Origin of the sequence: Leclercia pneumoniae, assembly GCF_017348915.1 — a bacterium.
Lineage (GTDB): Bacteria > Pseudomonadota > Gammaproteobacteria > Enterobacterales > Enterobacteriaceae > Enterobacter > Enterobacter pneumoniae.
In genome coordinates, this window is record NZ_CP071383.1 from 3,471,463 (window position 1) to 3,495,178 (window position 23,716).

General features: G+C 53.7%; 22 protein-coding genes. 11 read left to right on the forward strand and 11 right to left on the reverse strand.

From position 1 onward, the window contains the following. Position 1 precedes the first annotated feature (1 nt). The gene (gene galR, locus JZ655_RS16795; RefSeq protein ID WP_040074193.1) at positions 2 to 1,018 is read left to right on the forward strand and encodes an HTH-type transcriptional regulator GalR; all 1,017 of its coding nucleotides are present in this window, start codon (positions 2 to 4) and stop codon (positions 1,016 to 1,018) included. Here the strand turns inward: galR and JZ655_RS16800 are convergent. From JZ655_RS16800 to JZ655_RS16815, 4 genes are all read right to left on the reverse strand, one after another. Beyond that, entirely contained in the window at positions 979 to 1,455 is a 477-nt protein-coding gene (locus JZ655_RS16800) for a GNAT family N-acetyltransferase (RefSeq protein WP_207292344.1), read from the reverse strand. The genes galR and JZ655_RS16800 overlap by 40 nt on opposite strands. Beyond that, entirely contained in the window at positions 1,452 to 2,225 is a 774-nt protein-coding gene (locus JZ655_RS16805; protein ID WP_040074191.1) for a GntR family transcriptional regulator, read from the reverse strand. The genes JZ655_RS16800 and JZ655_RS16805 overlap by 4 nt, the downstream gene beginning before the upstream one ends. Before the next feature lie 90 nt (positions 2,226 to 2,315). Further along, positions 2,316 to 3,743, reverse strand: a complete 1,428-nt coding sequence (locus JZ655_RS16810; protein WP_207292345.1) for a glycoside hydrolase family 1 protein — start codon at positions 3,741 to 3,743, stop codon at positions 2,316 to 2,318. Positions 3,744 to 3,750: 7 nt separating this feature from the next. Beyond that, complete coding sequence (locus JZ655_RS16815; RefSeq protein ID WP_040074187.1) at positions 3,751 to 5,088, reverse strand: PTS sugar transporter subunit IIC; 1,338 nt, start codon at positions 5,086 to 5,088, stop codon at positions 3,751 to 3,753. 290 nt (positions 5,089 to 5,378) lie between these two features. Between JZ655_RS16815 and JZ655_RS16820 the strand changes: the two genes are divergently transcribed. Continuing rightward, positions 5,379 to 6,416 carry a LacI family DNA-binding transcriptional regulator gene (locus JZ655_RS16820; RefSeq protein ID WP_207292346.1) on the forward strand — a complete coding sequence of 346 codons (1,038 nt, stop codon included), beginning with the start codon at positions 5,379 to 5,381 and terminating at the stop codon, positions 6,414 to 6,416. On the opposite strand, the gene lysA is transcribed toward JZ655_RS16820, so the two are convergent. Next, entirely contained in the window at positions 6,386 to 7,648 is a 1,263-nt protein-coding gene (gene lysA / locus JZ655_RS16825; protein WP_207292347.1) for a diaminopimelate decarboxylase, read from the reverse strand. The genes JZ655_RS16820 and lysA overlap by 31 nt on opposite strands. 120 nt (positions 7,649 to 7,768) lie before the next feature. Here lysA and JZ655_RS16830 point away from each other — a divergent pair, with 120 nt between their 5' ends. After that, positions 7,769 to 8,686 carry a LysR family transcriptional regulator gene (locus JZ655_RS16830; RefSeq protein ID WP_207293871.1) on the forward strand — a complete coding sequence of 306 codons (918 nt, stop codon included), beginning with the start codon at positions 7,769 to 7,771 and terminating at the stop codon, positions 8,684 to 8,686. Here the strand turns inward: JZ655_RS16830 and JZ655_RS16835 are convergent. Then, entirely contained in the window at positions 8,673 to 9,365 is a 693-nt protein-coding gene (locus JZ655_RS16835; protein ID WP_207292348.1) for an aspartate/glutamate racemase, read from the reverse strand. The genes JZ655_RS16830 and JZ655_RS16835 overlap by 14 nt on opposite strands. 137 nt (positions 9,366 to 9,502) lie before the next feature. Here JZ655_RS16835 and JZ655_RS16840 point away from each other — a divergent pair, with 137 nt between their 5' ends. Continuing rightward, positions 9,503 to 9,826 (forward strand): cupin domain-containing protein, encoded by a 324-nt coding sequence (locus tag JZ655_RS16840; protein ID WP_040074182.1) that lies wholly within the window; start codon positions 9,503 to 9,505, stop codon positions 9,824 to 9,826. A gap of 39 nt (positions 9,827 to 9,865) precedes the next feature. Here JZ655_RS16840 and wzz(fepE) read toward each other — a convergent pair whose 3' ends face one another. Further along, positions 9,866 to 10,861: an LPS O-antigen length regulator Wzz(fepE) gene (gene wzz(fepE) / locus JZ655_RS16845; RefSeq protein WP_242637279.1), complete on the reverse strand. Its 996-nt coding sequence runs from the start codon at positions 10,859 to 10,861 to the stop codon at positions 9,866 to 9,868. 41 nt (positions 10,862 to 10,902) lie between these two features. On the opposite strand from wzz(fepE), the gene JZ655_RS16850 reads away from it, so the two are divergent. From JZ655_RS16850 to JZ655_RS16875, 6 genes are all read left to right on the forward strand, one after another. Next, positions 10,903 to 11,600 (forward strand): IS1-like element IS1A family transposase gene (locus JZ655_RS16850; RefSeq protein ID WP_242637262.1). Its coding sequence is split into 2 segments (ribosomal slippage): positions 10,903 to 11,152 and positions 11,152 to 11,600, totalling 699 coding nucleotides; the frame shifts between segments, so codons are not numbered across the junction. 713 nt (positions 11,601 to 12,313) lie between these two features. Beyond that, positions 12,314 to 13,204, forward strand: coding sequence for a carbohydrate ABC transporter permease (locus JZ655_RS16855; protein ID WP_040074179.1), 891 nt, complete (start codon positions 12,314 to 12,316; stop codon positions 13,202 to 13,204). Further along, positions 13,197 to 14,099, forward strand: a complete 903-nt coding sequence (locus JZ655_RS16860) for a carbohydrate ABC transporter permease (RefSeq protein WP_040074178.1) — start codon at positions 13,197 to 13,199, stop codon at positions 14,097 to 14,099. The genes JZ655_RS16855 and JZ655_RS16860 overlap by 8 nt, the downstream gene beginning before the upstream one ends. A 12-nt stretch (positions 14,100 to 14,111) precedes the next feature. Then, positions 14,112 to 15,239: an ABC transporter ATP-binding protein gene (locus JZ655_RS16865; RefSeq protein ID WP_207292349.1), complete on the forward strand. Its 1,128-nt coding sequence runs from the start codon at positions 14,112 to 14,114 to the stop codon at positions 15,237 to 15,239. 14 nt (positions 15,240 to 15,253) lie between these two features. Next, entirely contained in the window at positions 15,254 to 16,540 is a 1,287-nt protein-coding gene (locus JZ655_RS16870) for an ABC transporter substrate-binding protein (protein WP_207292350.1), read from the forward strand. A 64-nt stretch (positions 16,541 to 16,604) separates the two neighbouring features. Continuing rightward, positions 16,605 to 17,732, forward strand: a complete 1,128-nt coding sequence (locus JZ655_RS16875) for an oligogalacturonate lyase family protein (protein ID WP_207292351.1) — start codon at positions 16,605 to 16,607, stop codon at positions 17,730 to 17,732. A gap of 48 nt (positions 17,733 to 17,780) precedes the next feature. Here JZ655_RS16875 and araE read toward each other — a convergent pair whose 3' ends face one another. The 3 genes from araE to kduI form a co-directional block, all read right to left on the reverse strand. Continuing rightward, positions 17,781 to 19,196, reverse strand: coding sequence for an arabinose-proton symporter AraE (araE, locus tag JZ655_RS16880; RefSeq protein WP_040074173.1), 1,416 nt, complete (start codon positions 19,194 to 19,196; stop codon positions 17,781 to 17,783). Between the two features lie 315 nt (positions 19,197 to 19,511). Continuing rightward, a complete protein-coding gene (gene kduD, locus JZ655_RS16885; RefSeq protein WP_040074172.1) occupies positions 19,512 to 20,273 on the reverse strand; it encodes a 2-dehydro-3-deoxy-D-gluconate 5-dehydrogenase KduD in 762 nt (253 codons plus the stop codon). 62 nt (positions 20,274 to 20,335) lie between these two features. Then, entirely contained in the window at positions 20,336 to 21,172 is an 837-nt protein-coding gene (gene kduI, locus JZ655_RS16890; RefSeq protein ID WP_046887100.1) for a 5-dehydro-4-deoxy-D-glucuronate isomerase, read from the reverse strand. A 443-nt stretch (positions 21,173 to 21,615) separates the two neighbouring features. On the opposite strand from kduI, the gene JZ655_RS16895 reads away from it, so the two are divergent. Further along, positions 21,616 to 22,791, forward strand: coding sequence for an oligogalacturonate lyase family protein (locus JZ655_RS16895; RefSeq protein ID WP_046887101.1), 1,176 nt, complete (start codon positions 21,616 to 21,618; stop codon positions 22,789 to 22,791). A gap of 136 nt (positions 22,792 to 22,927) precedes the next feature. On the opposite strand, the gene JZ655_RS16900 is transcribed toward JZ655_RS16895, so the two are convergent. After that, positions 22,928 to 23,611 carry an oligogalacturonate-specific porin KdgM family protein gene (locus JZ655_RS16900; protein WP_040074170.1) on the reverse strand — a complete coding sequence of 228 codons (684 nt, stop codon included), beginning with the start codon at positions 23,609 to 23,611 and terminating at the stop codon, positions 22,928 to 22,930. Positions 23,612 to 23,716 lie beyond the last annotated feature (105 nt).

Below are 23,716 nucleotides of genomic sequence, written 5' to 3' on the forward strand. Positions count from 1 at the left end.
AATGGCGACAATTAAGGATGTGGCCCGGCTGGCTGGAGTATCTGTCGCCACTGTCTCGCGCGTTATCAATGACTCCCCGAAAGCCAGCGAGGCCTCTCGTCAGGCGGTACTGACGGCGATGGAGTCCCTCAACTATCACCCTAATGCCAATGCCCGCGCCCTTGCTCAGCAGTCTACCGACACCGTCGGTCTGGTGGTGGGCGATGTCTCCGATCCGTTCTTTGGTGCCATGGTGAAAGCCGTGGAGCAGGTTGCCTACCAGACCGGTAATTTCCTGCTGATTGGCAACGGCTACCACAGCGAGCAAAAAGAGCGCCAGGCCATTGAACAACTCATTCGCCATCGCTGCGCGGCGCTGGTGGTGCACGCCAAAGTATTGCCCGATGAAGAGCTCATTCATTTGATGAAGCAGATCCCCGGCATGGTGATTATCAACCGCATTATCCCGGGCTATGAGAAGCGCTGCGTGGCGCTGGACGACCGCTACGGCGCCTGGCTCGCCACCCGCCACCTTATTCAACAAGGCCATACGCGCATCGGCTATCTCTGCTCTAACCATCAAATTTCAGACGCTGACGATCGTCTGCAAGGCTATTACGACGCGCTGCGTGAAAACGGCCTGCCCTGCAATGATCGGCTGGTCACGTACGGCGAGCCCGATGAGAGCGGCGGGGAGCAGGCGATGACCGAGCTGCTGGGACGCGGACGTAATTTTAGCGCGGTGGCCTGTTATAACGACTCAATGGCCGCCGGGGCGATGGGGGTGCTGAACGATAATGGCGTTGAGGTGCCGGGCGAGATCTCGCTGATTGGTTTCGACGACATTTTAATATCGCGCTATGTGCGGCCAAGGCTGACCACCGTGCGCTATCCGATTGTCACCATGGCAACCCAGGCTGCAGAGCTGGCCCTTTCCCTTGCTGAGAAACGCCAGCCGCCAGAAATCACCCATGTCTTTAGCCCGACGCTGGTGCGCCGTCACTCCGTTACGCCACCCGCCGAGGCGGTAAGCGAATAACGGTAGAGGTGCACCGTTTTGTCCGGGTACTCCAGCCCATCGCCGATATACTGCCAGCCGTAACGTTCGTAAAAGTCACGGCAGGCAGACCAGAGATGCAGCTCGTGATACCCGGCCTCTCTCGCCCAACGTCGTACATAATCCTGTAGTTGTCCCGCCAGCCCTTGTCCGCGTGCGGCTTCATCCACATACAGCGCTGCCAGCCACGGATAGAGATCCTGACGGCTAATCAGATCGCAGCGCCAGAGCCCCACTGTGCCCAGCAGACGCTCGCCGTCGGTGGCGATAAAGGTCAGCGGCAGTGCCCCGGGCGTTTGGCTGTGCTGGACGATACTGGCGAAGAATGCCTGCGGTAATCCCTCACCAAAGGCCTGCCACAACCACTGCGCGACCTGCCCCGCATGCTGGGGGGCGGCGTACAGAGGCTGAATAGTCATACCAGCTTGCCCTGGAAAAGCGGCACCGATTCAAACAGATAGCCGTCAAAATCCGGTGCGTCTTCGTCAGAAAGCTCCAGCAGGCTCTTTTTGACGTTTTCCAGATGCTGAAACATGGCCTGCCAGGCGCCCATCACGTCGCGGCGACGCAATGCCGCCAGGATCGTCTGCCGATCCCCGAGCCACTTCAGACGATAGGCGCGACTGGCAATATGCACATTAAATTGTTGCCACAGTGGACTGCTGTCCATGTGATGCCAGACGCTTTCGACCGTTGCCAGCAGCATCTGGTTTTGCGTGGCGCCCGCCAGCACCAGGTGGAACATCTTATTGTTGTCCTGGCTATTATCATTAGCCGCAATCGCCCGCTGCTCCTGCTCAATGATCCGCCTCAGGTTGTCGATATCAGCGCGGGTGGCCATTTTAGCGGCGAAAGCGGCGATATTGCTTTCGAGTAACTGCCGGGCCTGCAGGATTTCAAACGGGCCGACGTCGCTATTGAGGAAACGCTCTTCTTCGTTTTCATGCTCTTCCGGAATGCGCATCACATACACGCCAGACCCCTGGCGAATATCCACCGTCCCCTGTAGTTCAAGCATCAGTAGCGCTTCACGGACGATGGTACGGCTCACCCCGTAGGTTTCCGCGATATTACGCTCCGGCGGCAGGCGCGATCCCACGGGATAGTGCCCCTGGATGATCTGCAGGCGCAGATCCTCGCCAATCTCCTGGTACTGCTTCTTTTCCGCCGGGACGACAGCCTTATCCACGTTATCACCTGTACTCTTTGTTAATGCGTCGGCCGGGCATCCTGCCGGCCAGTTTGTGCGCTATGTTACCAGAACTGGCACGCTCTTCGCCTACTTCCATTCTTCGTCGAGAATGAGCGCCAGCACACGCTCATCACGCAGCTGGCGGAACCAACTCGCCGACTTCTTGGGCCGCCGGGCGCGCTGATTATCGAGATCGATCTCAATCAGGCCGTAGCGGTTTTTAAAGGCATTCATTGGCGAGACATTATCGGTAAACGCCCACAGCATGTAGCCGTGACAGTTCGCTCCCTCTTCCCGCGCCAGTAGCGTGTAATAAAGATGTTCGCTGATGAACGTGATCCGGTAATCATCTTCTATGACTCCGTCACGGTTGCGGAACTGACTCTCGTTCTCGACCCCCATCCCGCTTTCGGCAACGAACCACGGGATGTTGCGATAGTCGTTTTTGATGCGCATTGCCATGTCATAAATAATGCGCGGATAAATCTCCCAGCCGCGGGATTTATTCATGCGCCGCCCCGGCAGCTCAAAAGGCTCGTAATAATAGGCCGGATGGAAAGGCGTCTCAGGATGCCAGGCTCTGGAGGGCGCCTTAACCCGGTGCGGGTAGTAAAGGTTGATGCCCAGCTCATCGACGGTGTTATCCGCAATTAGCGCCAGCTCCTGCTCGTTGTATTCCCACTGTACATCGTGCTGTGCCAGTAGGGAGAACAGCGCCTGCGGGTAACGCCCGTGAACCAGCGGATCGAGAAAGACCCGGTTGTAGAAGAGATCGTAAATTTCTGCCGCCCGCACGTCATGCGCTGCGCGTGAGCGCGGATAGGTCACCTCCGGGTTGAGTATGCAGCCCACGCTTCCGCTGTAGCCTTTTTCGCGAAACAGTTTCACCACCTTTGCCGTCGCCAGCACTTTGTGATGGTTCCACTGCATCCAGGTGCCGGTGTTCTGCTCGTAGGGCCAGCGCAGCGCATCCAGATAGACGCGAGTCTGTACAACGATCGGCTCGTTAAAGGTGAACCAACGCTTCACGACCTTGTGATAACGGGCGAAGACCTGCTCTGCATAACGGGTGAAGAGCTCCACCACATGCTTCGATCCCCAGCCGCCGTAGGTCTCCAGCAGGGTGCCAGGCAGTTCGTAATGTTCGAGGCAGATCATCGGCTCAATGCCTTGGCGATGCATCTCGGCGAACAGTTCATCGTACCAGGCGGCGTAGGTCTCATCGACCACGGCGTTTTCATAGTCGATTAAAAAGCGTGACCAGTTGATGGACGTGCGGTAATGGGTCAGTCCCGCCTGTTTCATCAGCGCCACGTCTTCCCTGAAGCGGTTGATGAAGTCGGTGGCCACCGCCGGGCCATAGCCGTTATGCCAGACGTGGCGATCATTTTTGTACCAGAGGTCAATCCAGGAGTCTTGTCCCTCTCGCTTGCCGCTCCAGCCTTCAGTCTGCCAGGCGGAGGCCGCCGCCCCCAGGATAAAATCCTGAGGGATGCTAATGCGTTTTATGCTCATGAAATCCTCATGCGTTATGGGTCGCCTGCTGGTTCTGGGCCTGCTGCGCGGCAATCTCTGCGCGGCGGGAGGCGATTTTCACAAAGGGCAGATAGATAAGTATCGCGGTCACAATGCAGATCAGCTGGGTGATCACCGCCCCCATCGAGCCCGCCGTTGAGAGCCAGGCGTTAATCAGCGGCGGCGTCGTCCAGGGCACCATCACCACGGCTTTACCGGCAAAACCGGTTACGGTGGCGAAATAGCCGATAGAGCCCGTCACCAATGGGGTGATGATGAACGGGATCGCCAGAATCGGGTTGAGCATGATTGGCATACCGAAGATCACCGGTTCGTTAATATTGAAAATGCCGGGGCCAATCGAGAGCTTGGCGATCTCTTTCATCTCTTTACGTTTGGTGGCGATCATCACCGCGATCAGCAGCCCGATCGTCAGGCCGGAGCCGCCGATGCTCATATAGACATCCCAGAACGGCATGGTAATGATATTGGGTACCTCTTTGCCCTGCTCAAACGCGCTCATATTTACGGTGATGGCCCCCAGCAGAAGCGGCTCGCGGATCGGTTTGATCATCTGGTTGCCATGAATGCCGATCACCCAGAACAGCTGGGCCACAAACATCAGCAGCAGAATGCCCGGCAGGCTTTGCACCACGCGTTCAAGCGGCTGTTGCACCACCTGATAAACCGCATCGTACAGATACATACCGGTCAGCTGATGGAAGACAAAGCCGAATGTAGCAATAGCGGTGGTGGTGATGATCGCCGGGATCAGCGCAGAAAAAGAGGCAGAAACGTTAGGCGGTACGGTGTCGGGCATTTTGATCTTCAGCCCGGGACGGGTCTCCAGCCAGCAATAGATCTCTACCGACAGAATCGCGATAAACATGCCGAGGAACAGGCTGCGGGTGTCAGAGAATTGGCGCAGCAGCACATCTTTTACCACGTGCATTTCACCATCCACCAGCATCTCTACCGTCGTTGGCGTAACGCAAATAAAGCAGATGACCGCCAGCAGCCCCGGAAAGAGCGATTTAATGCCGTTAATCCGCCCCAGTTCGACGCCGATCAGGAACACGGCGCCGATATTCAGGAAGTTAAGGGTGGCGTAGTTAAGCGCACTGGTGATGGGCTTTAGCGCCGCCAGGAACGAGAGCGACTGAAAGCTGGCCAGGCCGTTTTTCGGATCCAGCACCATATTGGAGATCAGCACCGAAAAGGCCCCAACGATGATGACCGGCATTAAGGTGATGAAAGCGGATTTTATCGCCATGATGTAGCGATAACTGTTGAACTTGGTGGCGAAACTGCCCAGAGAATCGATCAGTTTTTCCTGTAAGGCCATAGGGGTAATACCTCAGTAAAAGGGCTTTTATTGAATAAGGTGTACAGCCGGATACTATTGGCATACCAAAAATAGCTTTCAGCGTCATATTGTTCTGTGACTTGGCTCGCAACGCGGTAAGAGGTATCCCAGATTGTGATTTAGATACACTTTGGTATACCACTTATCGCCCGCGATTCCGCGGGTGGCAAAAAGCGTGATCATGATGGGGGTTTTGCCCTACCCGCCCGGCTTAAGCGCCGGAACGTCTGTGATAAACTGCTTTTATAACGGGAAAGCAGGAATAACGAATGGCAACAATGCTGGATGTCTCACTGCGTGCGGGCGTATCAAAAGCCACTGTATCGCGCGTGCTGAACGGCACAGGTCAGGTAAAAGAGAGTACGCGGCAGCAAGTGTTCAAAGCGATGGAAGAGCTGGGTTATCGCCCTAATTTTCTTGCCCGCTCGCTGGCTAACCGTACCAGCAACAGTATTGGCCTGGTGGTTTCCACCTTTGACGGATTCTATTTTGGCCGCCTGTTGCAACAAGCCTCGCGTCAGACAGAAACGCATGGCAAGCAGCTGATTGTTACAGATGGCCATGACACGCCCGAGCGGGAGCAGGAAGCCGTGCAGATGCTGGCGGATCGTCAGTGCGACGCCATCGTGCTCTATACCCGGTATATGAGCGAAAAAGCCATTATGGCGCTGATCAACAGCGTGAAGATGCCGCTTATTGTCATCAACCGTGACGTCAGCCAGGCCCGCGATCGCTGCGTCTTCTTCGAGCAGCAGGATGCGGCGTATAAAGCCGTGGATTATCTGATTCGCCAGGGGCATCGGGAGATCGCCTGTATGACGGTACCGATCCATACGCCGACCGGGAAAGCGCGTCTGATGGGGTATCGTAAAGCGCTGGAAGAACACGGCATTGCGTGGGAGGAGAGCCGGGTAAAATATGGCGACGCCGGGATGACGCGGGGCTATGAACTCTGCCGCGAACTGCTTACCGAAAACGTGAAGTTTACCGCCCTGTTTGCCTGTAACGACGATATGGCGCTGGGCTCATCGAAAGCGCTGCACCAGGCGGGGCTGCGTATTCCGCAGGATGTCTCTCTGTTCGGCTTTGATGACGCCCCCTGCGCGAAATGGCTGGAGCCAGCCCTGTCGACCGTCTATCTGCCGATCGACAATATGATCACCACGGCTATCGATCAGGCAATCCGGCTGGCGAATGACCAGCCGATCGAGGCGATCCCGCCCTTTACCGGCACGCTCGTCATCCGGGACTCCGTCGCGCCAGGGCCGGAGTATGATCAGAAGAGTTCCAGCGCCAGTAATTCCTGAATCGTCTGACGGCGGCGGATCAGGCGTGCCGCGCCGTTATCAAAAAGCACTTCCGGCAGTAGCGGGCGGCTGTTGTAGTTAGAAGACATCGACGCACCGTAGGCCCCCGTATCATGCAGTACCAGATAATCTCCCGGTACCACGGCGGGCAGCGAACGGGTTTCGACCTTGCCGCCTTCCAGCTGGGTAAAGACATCACCGGATTCACACAGCGGTCCGGCAACCACGGTTTCTACCTGCTCTGCCTGGGTTAAATCGCGCCCGTCGCCGGCCAGCGCGGTAATGTGATGATAGCTGCCGTACATTGCCGCTCGCATCAGATCGTTGAATCCTGCGTCGATCAGTACGAAGTGGCGGCTACCCATTGTCTTGACGCTACGCACCTGTGCCACCAATACGCCGGACTCAGCCACCAGGAAACGCCCAGGTTCGATCTCCAGCTTTACCGGATGGCCGAGGTGAGCGGCAATTTTGTCACGCGCGGCGCTCCACAGACCGTAATAGTGATCGGTATCGATCGCCTCTTCCCCTTCACGATACGGAATAGAGAGGCCGCCACCCGCGGAGATCGCTTCCAGATCCTGCCCGAAATCCATGACCTGACGCACCATGGCACCGCATACCTGCTCCAGGTGGCCGTAATCGACGCCAGAACCAATGTGCATGTGAATGCCCACCAGCTTCAGGTTGTACTGTTGCAATACCTTCAGCGCCACCGGCAGATCGCTATACCAGATGCCGTGTTTACTGTTCTCGCCGCCGGTATTCGTTTTCTGACTGTGGCCATGGCCAAAGCCGGGGTTAACGCGCAGCCAGACGCGATGGCCAGGCGAAACCTCCCCTAACTGGGCAAGCATATCTACCGAGCCCGCGTTAACCGGGATCTGCAGTTCATGCACGCGGGCCAGGGTTTCGCTGTCGATCAGATCGGCAGTAAACACAATGGCATCGCCATCGGCTTGCGGATCATAACCCGCCGCCAGGGCACGTTCGATCTCCCCCAGCGATACGGAGTCGACTTTGACACCCTGCTCGCGCATCAGGCGCAGGATATGGATGTTTGAGCACGCTTTCTGAGCGAAACGCACCACATCAAACTGATGCAGCGCGGCGATTTTTTCTCGAACGATCTGTGCGTCGTAAACCCAGACCGGGCAGCCAAACTCCGCAGGCATGCGCAGCAAATTCTCGGCGTTGAGGGCGGTGTCTGTGTTGTGTAACGAGCGTGGCATGGTCTTCTCCGGTACAGGTTTTTTATGATTACGCCACAGTGTGAACCGAATAAAAAATATCGTTTTATCTTCAGTCTATGCAAAAATGATATGGATAACTTTTTGCCACAGGCCACCGTTATGCCCGCCGTTAACCTACGCCATATCGAAATCTTCCACGCCGTGATGACCGCCGGTAACCTGACCGAGGCCGCACGTCTGCTCCACACCTCGCAGCCCACGGTCAGCCGCGAGCTGGCGCGCTTTGAAAAGGTAATTGGGTTGACGCTCTTTGAGCGAAGCCGCGGGCGTCTGCATCCTACGGTGCAAGGGCTGCGGCTCTTTGAAGAGGTCCAGCGATCCTGGTACGGGCTGGACAGGATTGTCAGCGCCGCCGAAAGCCTGCGTGAATTCCGCCAGGGAGAGTTGTCGATCGCCTGTCTGCCGGTTTTTTCCCAGTCCTTTTTACCGACGCTGTTACAGCCCTTTCTGACGCGCTATCCCGACGTTAATCTGACTATCGTGCCGCAAGAATCCCCGTTGCTTGAGGAGTGGCTTTCCGCCCAGCGACACGATCTGGGGCTGACGGAAACCTTGCTCACCCCTGCCGGAACGGAACGTACTGAGCTGCTATCGCTGGATGAGGTGTGCGTGCTGCCCGCAGGGCATCCGCTCAGTCAGAAGAGCGTGCTCACCCCCGCCGATTTTCAGGGTGAGAACTACATTAGCTTGTCGCGCACCGACAGCTATCGCCAGCTGCTGGATTCGCTCTTTAGCGAGCATCAGGTTAAACGCCGGATGGTGGTGGAGACCCACAGCGCAGCATCGATTTGCGCCATGGTGCGCGCAGGGGTAGGAATTTCGGTAGTGAATCCGCTCACGGCGCTGGAGTATGCGGCGAGCGGAGTGGTTATCCGCCCATTTAGCCTCTCGGTGCCGTTCACGGTGAGTTTGATCCGCCCGCTGCACCGGCCGGCCTCCGCCCTGGTGGAGGCATTCAGTGGCTGGTTACAGCAGGGGGCAAAACAGTTTACAGCCGATCTTCTCAGGACAACATAAATTCCACCGCATCTGCCGCGTGGATCGCCGCCGTATCGAAGACCGGAATGGGGCTGTGCTCAGCAGGCACCAGCAGGCCAATCTCGGTGCAGCCGAAGATCACCCCTTCCGCCCCCTGCGCCGCCAGTTTCTCGATCACGCTCAGATAATAGTCGCGCGAGGCATCACTAAAGGTGCCGAGGCAGAGCTCTGCAAAGATGATCTCATTGATGCGCGCGCGGTCTGCTTCATCGGGGATCAGCGTTTCAATGGCAAACTGCGACGTCAGACGGCCCCGGTAAAAGTCCTGCTCCATGGTATAGCGGGTGCCCAGCAATGCCACGCGCGACATGCCGGATGTCGTAATCGCCCGCCCGGTCGCATCGGCAATATGCAGAAATGGCAGCGGGCAACGCGCTTCAATATGCGACGCAACTTTGTGCATGGTATTAGTACAGAGCAGAATGGCTTCGGCTCCCGCCTGCTGCAGGCCCAGCGCCGCGCTGGCCAGCATCTCTCCGGCTTTGTCCCAGTCGCCGCTTGATTGACAGGCTTCGATCTCATGAAAGTCCACGCTATGCAGCAGCAGACTCGCAGAGTGCAGACCACCCAGGCGCTGCTTTACGCCCTCATTGATTAAACGATAATAGGGAATGGTTGATTCCCAACTCATTCCGCCCAACAGACCGATCGTTTTCATTCTGCTCCCCTTTCTGGTTTTCCTCAGTGAAGCAAACTTGTGATCGAGTTTCCAGTTCCTTGGTTCAACGTTTTCTTTTTATACGGGCTGAGATAAGTTAATTGAAACAACGTTTCACTCTATATCAGGATACAACCATGTTTATTTTTCATAAAGAGACCCGCCTGGACGATTTGGGCAACGGCGTGACGCGCCGCATTCTGGCTCACGACGGCAAAATGATGGCAGTAGAGGTGAATTTTGAGGAAGGGGCAATTGGCCCGATGCACAACCATCCGCACGAGCAGCTGACCTATGTGCTGTCTGGCGAGTTTGAGTTCACTATCGGTGATGAAAAACATATCGTGACCGCTGGCGATACGCTCTATAAAGAGCCGCATGTGATGCACGGCTGCGTCTGCCTGAAGCCCGGTACGCTGCTGGATACCTTCACGCCGGTGCGCGAAGACTTTCTGAAGTAAATAAGAGGGCGCGATTAAGCGCCCTTTTCTTTCCTGCCTTTAGGCCGCTACCGCCTCAGGCAGTGGAATACGGGAACTTAATGCCTGGTTCAGCAGTACGCTACCGCAAGCGAATAGCCCACCCAGTAATCCCGCCAGCAGTACAATGAGCGCTTTACCTGGGCCGTCTTTATTTACCGGCATAGAAGGGGAAAGCTGATATTTAAACGGCTCTACGTTCACATCTTCAATAGAGAGATTTTCCAGCTGTTGCAGATAGTATTGACGGTTCTGGAAGTCCGCATTGAGTTCAGCCACGTCCTTGATGTTTTTTTCAATCTGCAGTTTCTGCGCGATACCGTCAGCGCCTAACGCCACTGAGTAGTCAGGATCATCCTTCACGGCTTGCCCGTTACTGTAGACCGGCTTTTTGATGCCCGCCGCGTTAGCGACCTCCAGCGAGTAATGCAGGCGCTGAAGATTGGTGTTGTGAATATTGGTCAGGCGCACCCTATCAAGCTGCAGCTGCTCTTTTACCACTTTGGTTTTCAGCGCGATCTGGTTGCGTATGTTCTGCATTGTCTCCTGCTCGACGATGCGAGAAACGTAGTTGATATAGCCTTCCAGCACGGTCTGTGCATCGGCTGCCGTTGGCGCGGTAAAGCTCAACGTCCACGAAATATAGGGCGCTTTATCCGCATCTTTTGCGGAGGTGTTATCGGCTGCTTTCATTCTGTCAGCGATGCTGACTACCGCGCGATGCAGCGTCAGGGGATCCACCTCTGAGCCTTTCAACTGTTCCATCACAAAGGGTGAACTCGCCATGTACTCTTCGAGAAGGGACTGCGACTGGAATTTTTTAATGAACATTTTGAACACTTCCGGTCGGTCCACCTTAACGTCAACATCAAGGACTTGTAACGCAACCATCATCTGGCGCAGCGGGTTCCACTGTGTCTGTTCTGCCGGGGTGATAACGGCTTTACTGGTCCATTTCTGCGGGAGTAAAAACGCGATTGCCAGGCCGGCCAACGCAAACGCGGGTGATGCTGCCAACTTACTGATTTAGTGTATGATGGTGTTTTTGAGGTGCTCCAGTGGCTTCTGTTTCTATCAGCTGTCCCTCCTGTTCAGCTACTGACGGGGTGGTGCGTAACGGCAAAAGCACCGCCGGACATCAGCGCTATCTCTGCTCTCACTGCCGTAAAACATGGCAACTGCAGTTCACTTACACCGCTTCTCAACCCGGTACGCACCAGAAAATCATTGATATGGCCATGAATGGCGTTGGATGCCGGGCAACCGCCCGCATTATGGGCGTTGGCCTCAACACGATTTTACGTCACTTAAAAAACTCAGGCCGCAGTCGGTAACCTCGCGCATACAGCCGGGCAGTGACGTCATCGTCTGCGCGGAAATGGACGAACAGTGGGGCTATGTCGGGGCTAAATCGCTCCAGCGCTGGCTGTTTTACGCGTATGACAGGCTCCGGAAGACGGTTGTTGCGCACGTATTCGGTGAACGCACTATGGCGACGCTGGGGCGTCTTATGAGCCTGCTGTCACCCTTTGACGTGGTGATATGGATGACGGATGGCTGGCCGCTGTATGAATCCCGCCTGAAGGGAAAGCTGCACGTAATCAGCAAGCGATATACGCAGCGAATTGAGCGGCATAACCTGAATCTGAGGCAGCACCTGGCACGGCTGGGACGGAAGTCGCTGTCGTTCTCAAAATCGGTGGAGCTGCATGACAAAGTCATCGGGCATTATCTGAACATAAAACACTATCAATAAGTTGGAGTCATTACCCAAACGCGAAGGTAATTGCCACAATGCGCTTTTTGGCTGCAAAAAGGGTCTGTAACAACTCCAGAAGGTCTATTTCTCGGGTATTGACTGCCGGGGAGGCATAACGAGGGAAATCGAGGTCCGTGTGTTTGTTGGTATCCATAGATGACATAACCGTTTTTCTTTTAAAGGTGCAGTGCATTTCTGCCTGGCAAATTACGGGGATCCCGATGATACAAGAACCTAAGAATAATCTGAACGCCTGAATGGTATATCTGTCGATGGGCTATCAAATTTAGTAGCCCATCCAACAAAAGGATTGCTGCTATAAAACCTCTCCGTTATGCCCCACCCTCCTCTTCCTTTTGGCGAGTGCAATTTTTTGAAATGACGCAAAAATGCCAGCCCCATCACCTTATTGAAACAGCGTTTCGACATCGATCACATTTCCATCATTAACCGAATGACGCGGAAATAAATAGCAATAAAATAAAATAAAACGATGTTTTAGTATTCAAGAAAGACAGTTCGTAAGTTTTGAAAACCAGACACTTCAGTGCGAGGTGCATTCTGAAAATACCCTATTAATCAGCATGTAATGGGTGACTAACCTTCGCATCGCCCTAAAAATTTTCCCTCATGCTAAGGAACACAGGCGTGAGAAGTCTTTACAAATGCAGATTCCGTTTTTTAAACCATTGATCGCCAGGTAGGTATGTATGAATGAAAACAAGCTGCTGGGGTTAGCATGGATATCGCCCTACATAATTGGGTTGATACTCTTTACTGCTTTCCCATTTGTTTCATCTTTCTTCCTCAGTTTTACTGATTACGATTTGATGAGCCCGCCGGTATTTAACGGCATTGAGAACTATCGCTACATGTTTACCGAAGACACCCTCTTCTGGAAATCCATGGGCGTGACCTTCGCGTATGTATTTTTAACCATCCCGTTAAAGCTGGCCTTTGCCCTTGGCATCGCTTTTGTCCTGAACTTTAAATTACGCGGCATTGGATTCTTCCGAACCGCTTACTATATTCCGTCGATCCTGGGCAGCTCCGTCGCGATTGCCGTTCTGTGGCGCGCCCTGTTTGCCATCGATGGGCTGTTAAATAGCTTTATCGGCGTATTTGGCCTCGATCCGGTCAACTGGCTTGGTGAGCCTTCGCTGGCGCTGATGTCCGTCACCCTGCTGCGCGTATGGCAGTTCGGCTCCGCGATGGTCATCTTCCTTGCCGCTCTGCAGAACGTGCCGCAATCCCAGTACGAAGCGGCAATGATCGACGGCGCATCTAAGTGGCAGATGTTCATGAAAGTGACCGTGCCGCTGATTACGCCGGTGATCTTCTTTAACTTCATTATGCAAACGACCCAGGCGTTCCAGGAATTTACCGGGCCGTATGTCATCACCGGCGGTGGGCCGACTTACTCGACCTATCTGTTCTCGCTCTACATCTACGACACCGCATTCAAATACTTTGACATGGGTTATGGCGCCGCACTGGCCTGGGTCCTGTTCCTGGTCGTTGCTGTCTTCGCCGCTATCGCCTTTAAGTCTTCGAAATACTGGGTGTTCTACTCCGCCGATAAGGGAGGCAAAAATGGCTGATATTCAACAACTCTCCACGGCGAGAAGCATCGCAGAACGCGAAGTGGCCCGTACGCTGCGTCGTGAAAAAATTAGCGCCAGCATTCGCTATGTGATCCTGCTGTTTGTTGGCCTGCTGATGCTCTACCCACTGGTGTGGATGTTCTCGGCGTCGTTCAAACCGAACCACGAGATCTTTACCACCCTGAGCCTGTGGCCTGCCCATGCCACCTGGGATGGTTTTGTGAATGGCTGGAAAACCGGCACCGAGTACAACTTTGGCCATTACATGCTCAACACCTTTAAGTATGTGATCCCCAAAGTGATCCTGACCATTATCTCCTCCACCATCGTGGCGTACGGCTTTGCCCGCTTCGAGATCCCGTGGAAGAAATTCTGGTTCGCGACGCTGATCACCACCATGTTGCTGCCAAGCACCGTGCTGCTGATCCCGCAGTACCTGATGTTCCGTGAAATGGGGATGCTGAACAGCTATATGCCGCTGTACCTGCCGCTGGCCTTCGCCACGCAAGGGTTCTTCGTCTTCATGCTGATCCAGTTCCTGCGCGGCGTGCCGCGAGACATGGAAGAGGCGGCGCAGATTGACGGCTGTAACTCTATTCAGGTGCTGTGGTACGTGGTGGTACCTATCCTGAAGCCGGCCATCATCTCCGTGGCACTGTTCCAGTTCATGTGGTCCATGAACGACTTTATCGGGCCGCTGATCTATGTCTACAGCGTGGATAAATACCCGATTGCACTGGCTCTGAAAATGTCCATCGACGTCACCGAAGGGGCGCCGTGGAACGAAATTCTGGCAATGGCGAGCATCTCCATTCTGCCATCCATCATTGTCTTCTTCCTGGCACAGCGCTACTTCGTACAGGGCGTAACCAGCAGCGGAATTAAAGGTTAAGAGGGAAATATCATGGCTGAAGTTATCTTCAACAAACTGGAAAAGGTTTACTCCAACGGCTTCAAAGCGGTACATGCTATCGACCTGAAAATCGCTGAAGGTGAGTTCATGGTGATCGTCGGCCCTTCCGGCTGCGCGAAGTCCACCACCCTGCGTATGCTGGCCGGTCTGGAGACCATTAGCGGCGGCGAAGTACGCATCGGCGACAAGATCGTCAATAACCTGGCGCCAAAAGAGCGCGGGATTGCGATGGTGTTCCAGAACTACGCCCTTTACCCGCATATGACCGTGCGCGAAAACCTGGCCTTTGGCCTGAAGCTGAGCAAACTGCCGAAAACGCAAATTGAGGCGCAGGTGAATGAAGCGGCCAAAATCCTTGAACTGGAAGAGTTGCTGGATCGCCTGCCGCGCCAGCTCTCCGGGGGCCAGGCCCAGCGTGTGGCGGTAGGCCGTGCGATTGTGAAAAAGCCGGACGTGTTCCTGTTTGACGAACCGCTCTCCAACCTGGATGCCAAACTGCGTGCCTCAATGCGTATTCGTATTTCGGATCTGCACAAGCAGCTGAAGGCCTCCGGCAAACCGGCGACCACCGTCTACGTAACGCACGATCAGACCGAAGCGATGACCATGGGCGACCGCATCTGCGTGATGAAACTGGGTCATATCATGCAGGTAGATACCCCGGACAACCTCTACCACAAACCGAAAAACATGTTCGTGGCCGGTTTTATCGGCTCGCCGGAGATGAACATTCGCGCCAGCAAACTAGTGCACCAGGACGGCCAGCTCGCCCTGACCATCGGCGACCAGACCATGCCGCTAAGCGCTGAACTGAAAGAGAAAGTCGAGAGCCACGTTGGCCAGGACATTTTCTACGGGATTCGCCCGGACTTTGTCTCGCTCTCTGACGAGCCCTTTATTCAGGGCGGCTGCAGCGGCGAGATAGTTCGCGCCGAAAACATGGGGCACGAATTCTTTGTATACCTGAAAGTCGCCGACTATGAACTGACAGCCCGCATTCCTTCCGACGAAGCTAAGCCCATGATTGAAAAGGGACTTTATCGTAAGGTGTATTTTAAGTTCGACATGAATAAGTGTCATATCTTTGACGCGAAATCTGAACAGAACATCTCTCTCTGACTGGAGTTATAAAAATGAAAAAAGTGCTTTTAAGCGCAGCAATCTCCGCTACCCTGGGTCTGACTGCTTTGCCATCGATGGCGCAGGATGTTGATTTACGTATGTCCTGGTGGGGCGGTAATGGCCGCCATCAGGTGACGCTGAAGGCGATTGAAGAGTTCCACAAACAGAATCCGGACATCAACGTTAAAGCCGAATACACGGGGTGGGATGGACACCTCTCCCGTCTGACGACGCAAATCGCAGGCGGCACCGAGCCGGACGTGATGCAGACCAACTGGAACTGGCTGCCGATCTTCTCTAAGACCGGTGAGGGCTTCTACGACCTGAACAAAATGAAAGATGTGATCGATCTGGCGCAGTTCGATCCTAAAGAGCTGCAGTCCACCACGGTAAACGGCAAGCTGAACGGGATCCCTATCTCCGTGACCGCGCGCGTCTTCTATTTCAACGATGAAACCTGGAAAAAAGCCGGTGTCACCTACCCAAAAACCTGGGATGAGCTGATGGCGGCGGGTAAAACCTTCGAAAGCAAACTGGGCAAACAGTATTACCCGGTTGTACTGGAGCACCAGGACACCCTGGCGCTGCTGAACTCTTATATGACTCAGAAGTACAACATCCCGGCGGTTGATGAAAAGGCGAAAAAATTCTCCTACAGCAAAGAGCAGTGGGTCGAATTTTTCCAGACCTACAAAAAGCTGGTTGATAGCCACGTGATGCCTGACACCAAATACTATGCCTCATTTGGTAAGAGCAACATGTATGAGATGAAGCCGTGGATCCAGGGTGAATGGGGCGGGACCTATATGTGGAACTCCACCATCACCAAGTATTCCGACAACCTGAAGCCACCGGCAAAACTGGAGTTGGGTAGCTACCCAATGCTGCCGGGCGCAACGGACGCGGGTCTGTTCTTTAAACCGGCACAGATGCTCTCCATCGGCAAATCGACGAAGAATCCGGAAGCGGCAGCTAAGTTGATTAACTTCCTGCTGAACAGCAAAGAGGGTGTCCATACTCTGGGCCTGGAACGTGGCGTACCGCTGAGTAAAGCGGCAGTGCAGTATCTGACGGAAGACGGCACCATCAAAGAGAATGATCCTTCCGTAGCGGGTCTGCGCCTGGCGCAGTCACTGCCTGCCAAACTCTCTGTATCGCCATACTTTGACGATCCGCAGATCGTGGCACAATTCGGCACCTCCCTGCAATACCTCGACTACGGCCAGAAAACCGTGGAAGAGACTGCCGCTGACTTCCAGCGTCAGGCTGAACGTATTCTGAAGCGCGCCATGCGCTAACAAGGACTTACTTTGAATACCCTGACGCCTATGCGTTGGGGTATTTTTTTATGGAGAAAACACCATGAAAGGCAAAATCATCCCGCTGAATTTTCAGACGCGTCAGGACAGTGAGACCGGACACGAGGTCATACGGATGACGCCCCCGCATATTATTTGCCACCGTAATTACTTCTATCAAAAGTGCTTCACCCGCGATAGCAGCAAGCTGCTCTTTGGCGGCGCCTTTGAAGGGCACTGGAATTACTATCTGTTGGATATCCCCGGTCAGCAAGCCATGCAGCTCACCGAGGGGCCTGGAGATAACACATTTGGCGGCTTTTTATCGGCTGACGATAAATCGCTCTGGTATGTCAAAGAGACCCGCGAACTCCGGCGCGTCGACCTGGAGAGCCTTGAAGAGTACGTGGTGTACGAGGTCGATGACGACTGGGTCGCCTACGGCACCTGGGTGGCCAACAGCGACTGCACGAAGCTGGTCGGGATTGAAATTAAAAAGAGCGACTGGCAACCCCTCACCGACTGGAGCAAGTTTCGGGCATTTTACTTCACTCAGCCGGAGTGCCGCTTAATCAATATCGATTTACGCACCGGCGAAAGGACAGTGATTTTGCAGGAGAAGCGCTGGCTTGGGCATCCCATTTATCGTCCGTTTGACGACAATACCATCGCTTTTTGCCATGAGGGCCCGCGCGATGCTATCGATGCGCGTATGTGGCTGATCAACCCCGACGGTCGCAACCTGCGCAAAGTGCGCCAGCACGCCGCAGGAGAGAATTTTACCCATGAATTCTGGGTGCCGGACGGATCCGCTCTCTATTATGTGGCGCACAAAGAGCATGCAGCCCAGCGCTATCTGTGCAGTGCCGATCCTGCCACCTTAGAGAACCGCGAACTAATGGCCATTCCCCCCTGCTCTCATCTGATGAGCAACGACGATGGCTCGCTGATCGTCGGCGACGGCTCGCCGCACCACACGGGCGATATCAACCTGAACGATCCTTTTATCTGGGTATTCGATATTAAGAAGGGAACACAAAAAGCCATTTGCCAACATAACAGTAGCTGGAAAGTGCTGGACGGCGACCGTCAGGTGACGCATCCCCACCCCTCGTTCTCGCCGGATAATAAGTGGGTGTTGTACACCTCAGATACGGAAGGAATGCCTGCGCTCTATCTGTGTGCGGTTTAACTTGCTTGCCCCTCTCTATGCAAAGAAGAGGGGCAAACTGAACAGACATTACACGCCGATGTCGCGCAGTTTCTCTCCTGACATCAGTTTGCGTTCGATATGTTCCAGCGTCACCCCTTTGGTTTCAGGAATAAGCCAGAAGGTGATGCCAATAAAGGCCACGTTTAACGCCGTGTAGAGCCAGAACGTTCCCGCCGCACCAATGGCATCCAGCAATGTCAGGAAGGTTGCCCCGATGATCATGTTGGAGACCCAGTTAGTGGTGGTAGAGCAGGTGATGCCAAAGTCACGGCATTTCAGTGGCTGAATTTCAGAACACAAGATCCATACCACCGGCGCGGCGCTCATGGCATAGCCTGCAATGCACATCATGGTCATGCCCACCGAAAGCCAGGAGAGCCCGCTCGATGCGGTACCGTTATCGAACTGCATCAGGCAGTAGCCGAGGATCAGCGTACCTATTGCCATCACGCTAAAGCCAATCTTCAGCGCCGGCTTACGCCCGGCTTTATCGACGGTGAACACGGCGATAAAGGTGGCAAACATAAAGGTCAGCCCGACCACCAGGGTAGCAATCATCTGCTGTTCTGTGGTGGTGAATCCGGCCATTTTGAAGATACGCGGGGCGTAATACATGATGATATTCATGCCGGTAAACTGCTGCATTGCCTGCAATAGCATGCCGAGGAATACCGCGCGGCGAACGTTGCGGTTAACCTTAAACAGCGACCAGCCGCCCTGCTTCAGCTTCAGACTTTCGCGGATCTCATTCAGCTCTTCGCGCGCTTTTTCAGAGGTGTCTCGCAGCATGCGTAGCACCTCTTCCGCCTCCACGTGGCGACCTTTCTGCGCCAGCCAGCGCGGGCTGTTCGGCAGGAAAATTACTAATACGATCAGCAGCAGCGCTGGTAACGCCAGTACTCCTAACATAGCGCGCCAGTTACCGCTGTAGCTAAAATAGGTATCCGACAGGAATGCCAGCACGATGCCCAGCGTCACCATCAGCTGATACATACTGATCATTTTCCCGCGCACGTTTTCACTCGCCATTTCCGAGAGGTAGAGCGGCGCCGTATAAGATGCAATCCCCACCGCCACGCCCAGCAGCACGCGGGCGAGCAGTAGCACTTCAACCTGTGTGGCAAAGGCAGAGCCAACGGACCCGGCAACAAACAGAATTGCCCCCACCATCAGGCTGTATTTACGCCCCAGACGGAATGAGAGCCAGCCATTAAATAACGCTCCTATCGCTGCGCCCAGCATCATGCTGCTCACTACCCACTCCTGCAGGCGGCTGCTGAGGGTGAAATGCTCGGTAATAAACGGCAACGCACCGGCGATCACGCCAATATCGAGCCCGAACAGCAGGCCTGCCACGGCAGCCGCAATCGAGACAAACTGATTCATGCGCCGGGTGTCGCGCAGCGCAGCCGGCATAAGGGTAGAGTCATTTATCGATGTCATAATTTCCTGCCAGAACCGAAAAATCGTTAACTGAAATTACGAGATAAGGGGAATAAGTGTCAGGCGGGAATGGGTGAAGTTATGGACTAATTAGCTATGGCATGGCGTTATGTGATGGACATTACAATTTCAAATGATTATGAAAAATCTTAATTTCCCGTTAATTAGCTAATAAATAAACAATAAATGTGTGACGCCTGTCGTGCCTGTTTTTTGAGTATGGATTAATTATCTTTCTTGATATGGATAATCAACATTACAGGCAAAAAAAACCTCCGCCCATGGGCAGAGGTTTTTTATAACGTGACGCGAAAATTAACGTGCCAGCCAGCCACCATCAACCGCAATGGTATAGCCGTTGATATAGTCAGATGCACCGGAGGCCAGGAATACCACCGGCCCCATCAGATCCGATGGCAGACCCCAGCGGCCTGCCGGAATACGCTCAAGAATGGCAGCACTGCGCTCTTCGTCAGCACGCAGCTGCTGGGTATTGTTGGTTGCCATGTAACCTGGCGCGATGGCGTTCACGTTAATGTTGTGCTGCGCCCATTCGTTGGCCAGCAGACGGGTCACGCCCATTACGCCGCTTTTCGATGCGGTGTAAGAAGGCACACGGATACCGCCCTGGAAGGAGAGCATAGAGGCGATATTGATAATCTTGCCGCCGTTGCCCTGAGCGATAAAGTGCTTCGCCGCTGCCTGAGACATGAAGAACACGCTCTTGATGTTCAGGTTCATCACGTCATCCCAGTCCTGCTCGCTGAAGTTAATCGCATCTTCACGGCGAATCAGACCCGCGTTGTTTACCAGAATGTCGATTTTACCGAACTCAGCAACGGCGCGATCCAGCAGCTCAGGAATAGCGTCGATTTTACGCAAATCGGCAGTCAGGCTCAGGAAGCGACGACCCAGCGCAGTAACGCGCTCAATGGTTTCTGTCGGCTCAACGATGTTAATACCAACGATGTCGCAGCCCGCTTCTGCCAGACCTAACGCCATACCCTGGCCCAGCCCCGTGTCACAACCCGAAACAACGGCCACTTTACCTTGCAGAGAAAATGAATCCAGAATCATGTTTTTTCCTTAATCGTTCAGCGCCTGTCATAACAGGCAGAGTTATGCATAACTGCCCGCAGTTAGCGCAAATCTTTAACAGCGACGTGGTCCATGTCATCAAAGACCTGGTTCTCACCCACCATACCCCAGATAAAGGTGTATGCACGGGTACCAACGCCTGAGTGAATGGACCAGCTTGGCGAGATAACGGCCTGCTCGTTGTGCATCACGATATGGCGCGTCTCTTGCGGCTGTCCCATCATGTGGAATACGCAGGCGTCGTCTTCCATGTTGAAGTAGAAGTAAACTTCCATGCGGCGCTCATGGGTATGGCACGGCATGGTGTTCCAGAGGTTGCCCGGCTCAAGCTCGGTCAGCCCCATGCTGAGCTGGCAGGTTTCCAGCACATCGGGAACGAAATATTTATTGATGGTGCGACGGTTGCTGGTGAGGTTATCCCCCAGCGTGACCGGAGCGACGTCTGCCGGGGTCACTTTTTTGGTGGGATAGGTGGTATGCGCAGGGGCGCAGTTGTAGTAGAACTTCGCGGGTTTGCTGTTATTTACGCTGGCGAAGACCACCTCTTTTGCACCCTTGCCTACATACAGCGCGTCGCGATGACCAATTTCGTAGCACTGGCCATCAACGGTGATGGTACCTGGCCCACCGATGTTGATCACGCCCAGTTCGCGACGCTCGAGGAAGTAGCTTACGCCCAGCTGTTTGCCCACTTCGCCGCCCACGGAGACGGTTTTTGCCACCGGCATAATGCCGCCAACAATTATGCGGTCAATGTGGCTGTACACCATGGTGTACTCATCCGCGACAAACACTTTCTCAACTAAAAACTCATTACGCAGCCCCTGGGTATCCAGCGTTTTTGCGTGCGCACTGTGGATGCTTTGTCTGACTTCCACATTAACCTCCAACGTATTCTGGCTAGTTAGCCTGGATAATTAACAAAACGATGTTCCGTTTTCATGATGAGCACATATTATCTTCTGTGAAATGGGTTTTCAATTGCATTCGAAACGTTGTTTCACTTTTTCTGCATGTTAATCTCAGAAGTGTAGTTTCGATCACGATTGTCAGGCTAGCGGCCCTACCGCGTCGTTTACGGTGTTTTTTAAATCACTTTAAAAACATGAAGATATAATAGAAAAAGGTTTTTACCAGGTTATTCAGTACAAAAATTATTATCAGCAATAACATGAAACTGAATGATACAAATGTCTCCATATTGTCCAGAAGTGCGCCACCAGTCACACACATTGAAACGATGTTTTGATAATTTAATACCCAGTTTTTAAACCATTATCTTCAGGGCCTTTGCCCTGCCGTCGACATCAAGGAGCGCATCATGGCAAAAGGTATGCGGGTCAAGCTGAACTATGACGTCAGCCGCGATCCGGATACAGGCGTGGAAGTCACCCGCCTGACCCCCCCGGAAGTAACGTGCCACCGTAACTACTTCTATCAAAAATGCTTTTTCAATGATGGCAGCCATCTGCTGTTTGCCGGAGAGTTTGACGGCCACTGGAACTACTACCTGCTGGATATCAACAAAGCCGAGGCCGTACAGCTGACCGAAGGGGCCGGTGATAACACCTTTGGCGGCTTCTTGTCACCCGACGATACTTCGCTCTACTACGTGAAGAACGATCGTACCCTGCGGGAAGTGAATCTGCGCACGCTCGACGAGCGTGAAATCTATCGCGTGAGCGATGACTGGGTCGGATACGGCACCTGGGTGGCGAACAGCGATTGCACGAAACTGGTTGGCATTGAAATCGCCAAAAGCGACTGGACGCCGCTCAATGACTGGAAGATCTTCCACGACTTTTTCCACAAAGGCCCACACTGCCGTCTGCTGCGCGTGGATCTGCAAACCGGCGAAAGCCGCGTCATCCATGAAGAGAAAAACTGGCTCGGTCACCCTATCTATCGCCCGTTCGATGACAACACCGTTGCGTTCTGCCATGAAGGTCCGCACGACCTGGTCGATGCCCGCATGTGGCTGGTCAACGAAGACGGAAGCCATGTGCGTAAAGTAAAGGAGCACGCTGAAGGCGAAAGCTGCACCCATGAGTTCTGGGTGCCAAACGGTTCTGCCCTGATTTATGTCTCTTATCTGAAGGGCGAACAGGGCCGCACGATTTATCGCTTCAATCCGGATACCGGCATTAATGAAACCGTGATGCAGATGCCCGCCTGTTCTCACCTGATGAGTAACTTTGATGGCACGCTGCTGGTAGGCGATGGTTCGGGTACGCCGGTGGATGTGAAAGACACCAGCGGCTATACCATCGATAACGATCCTTATCTGTATGCGTTCGACGTGGCGAAGAAAGGTTATTTCCGCATCGCGCGTCACGATACCTCCTGGGCCACGGTAGCAAATAGCCGCCAGGTGACCCATCCGCACCCTTCCTTTACGCCGGATGACAGTGCGGTCCTGTTTAGTTCCGATAAAGACGGTAAACCCGCTCTTTATATCGCGAAACTTCCTGAGCAACCTGAAATGTTGCAATCTTAATTGAGTTAGTGTTTCTGTAACTGGCCTTGCCCTCCTTCGCGGAGGGCTTTTTTTATTTCTACTGAAACCCATAAGATATTTCAGGCACAAAAAAGCCGGCGCATGAGCCGGCTTTTCTTTCCCTGATGCTGTCTGGTTAGAATGAATATGCCACACCTAAACGGAAACGGGTTTGACGTTCATCTGTTGTTTTAACACCGACGTTACCCACTTCAGCGTATGGTGCCCAGTTTTTATCCCACTTATATGCCAGCTTCACGTTATATTCTTGAGAATAATCTTTGTTGTTATTGCGAATGGTGCCTTCAGAGCTTTTCGCATAAACATAATTCAGCTCGGTGCGCCAGTCGCCCATTACCCAACCGATCCACGCATCACCACGATTGACTTTATCGTCTTCCCGGTCTGGCGTAGAAGGATAACGGTTATATTCATAACGGTAACGTGCGGCCATGTAGAAACCGCTATCGAAGCTATATTGCGCATGCAGATAAGGTTTATAGACGGTATTACTCTCTTTGCTTTCCAGCGTCAGGCCCGGCGTTATCGCAATATTCTTGTTTGCTTTCCAGCGCCAGCTAATTTGCTCTTCGTGGCCATTGCCCACGATATCTGCAAAAGGCTGATCGGCTTTATCACCACCTGATTTCCATTTCGCTTCAACAGAGAAACCAAAACCATTATCAAAACGGTGTGATACGGACACGCGGTCTGCGTTAGTTCCTGTATCGATATACTCATGACGCAAATCTACGGTAACAGCCTGAGCCGCGAAAGACGCACCAATGAGAGAAGCAAGGACCAGAGATTTTTTAAACATGGGACACCCTCAATTAAAATGATGTTTCGTTTTTATGGAATTGCATTTTATTTTTTAAATAACGATATTTCAGTGATCCTGATCGTAATTATTTGTTTCATTTTT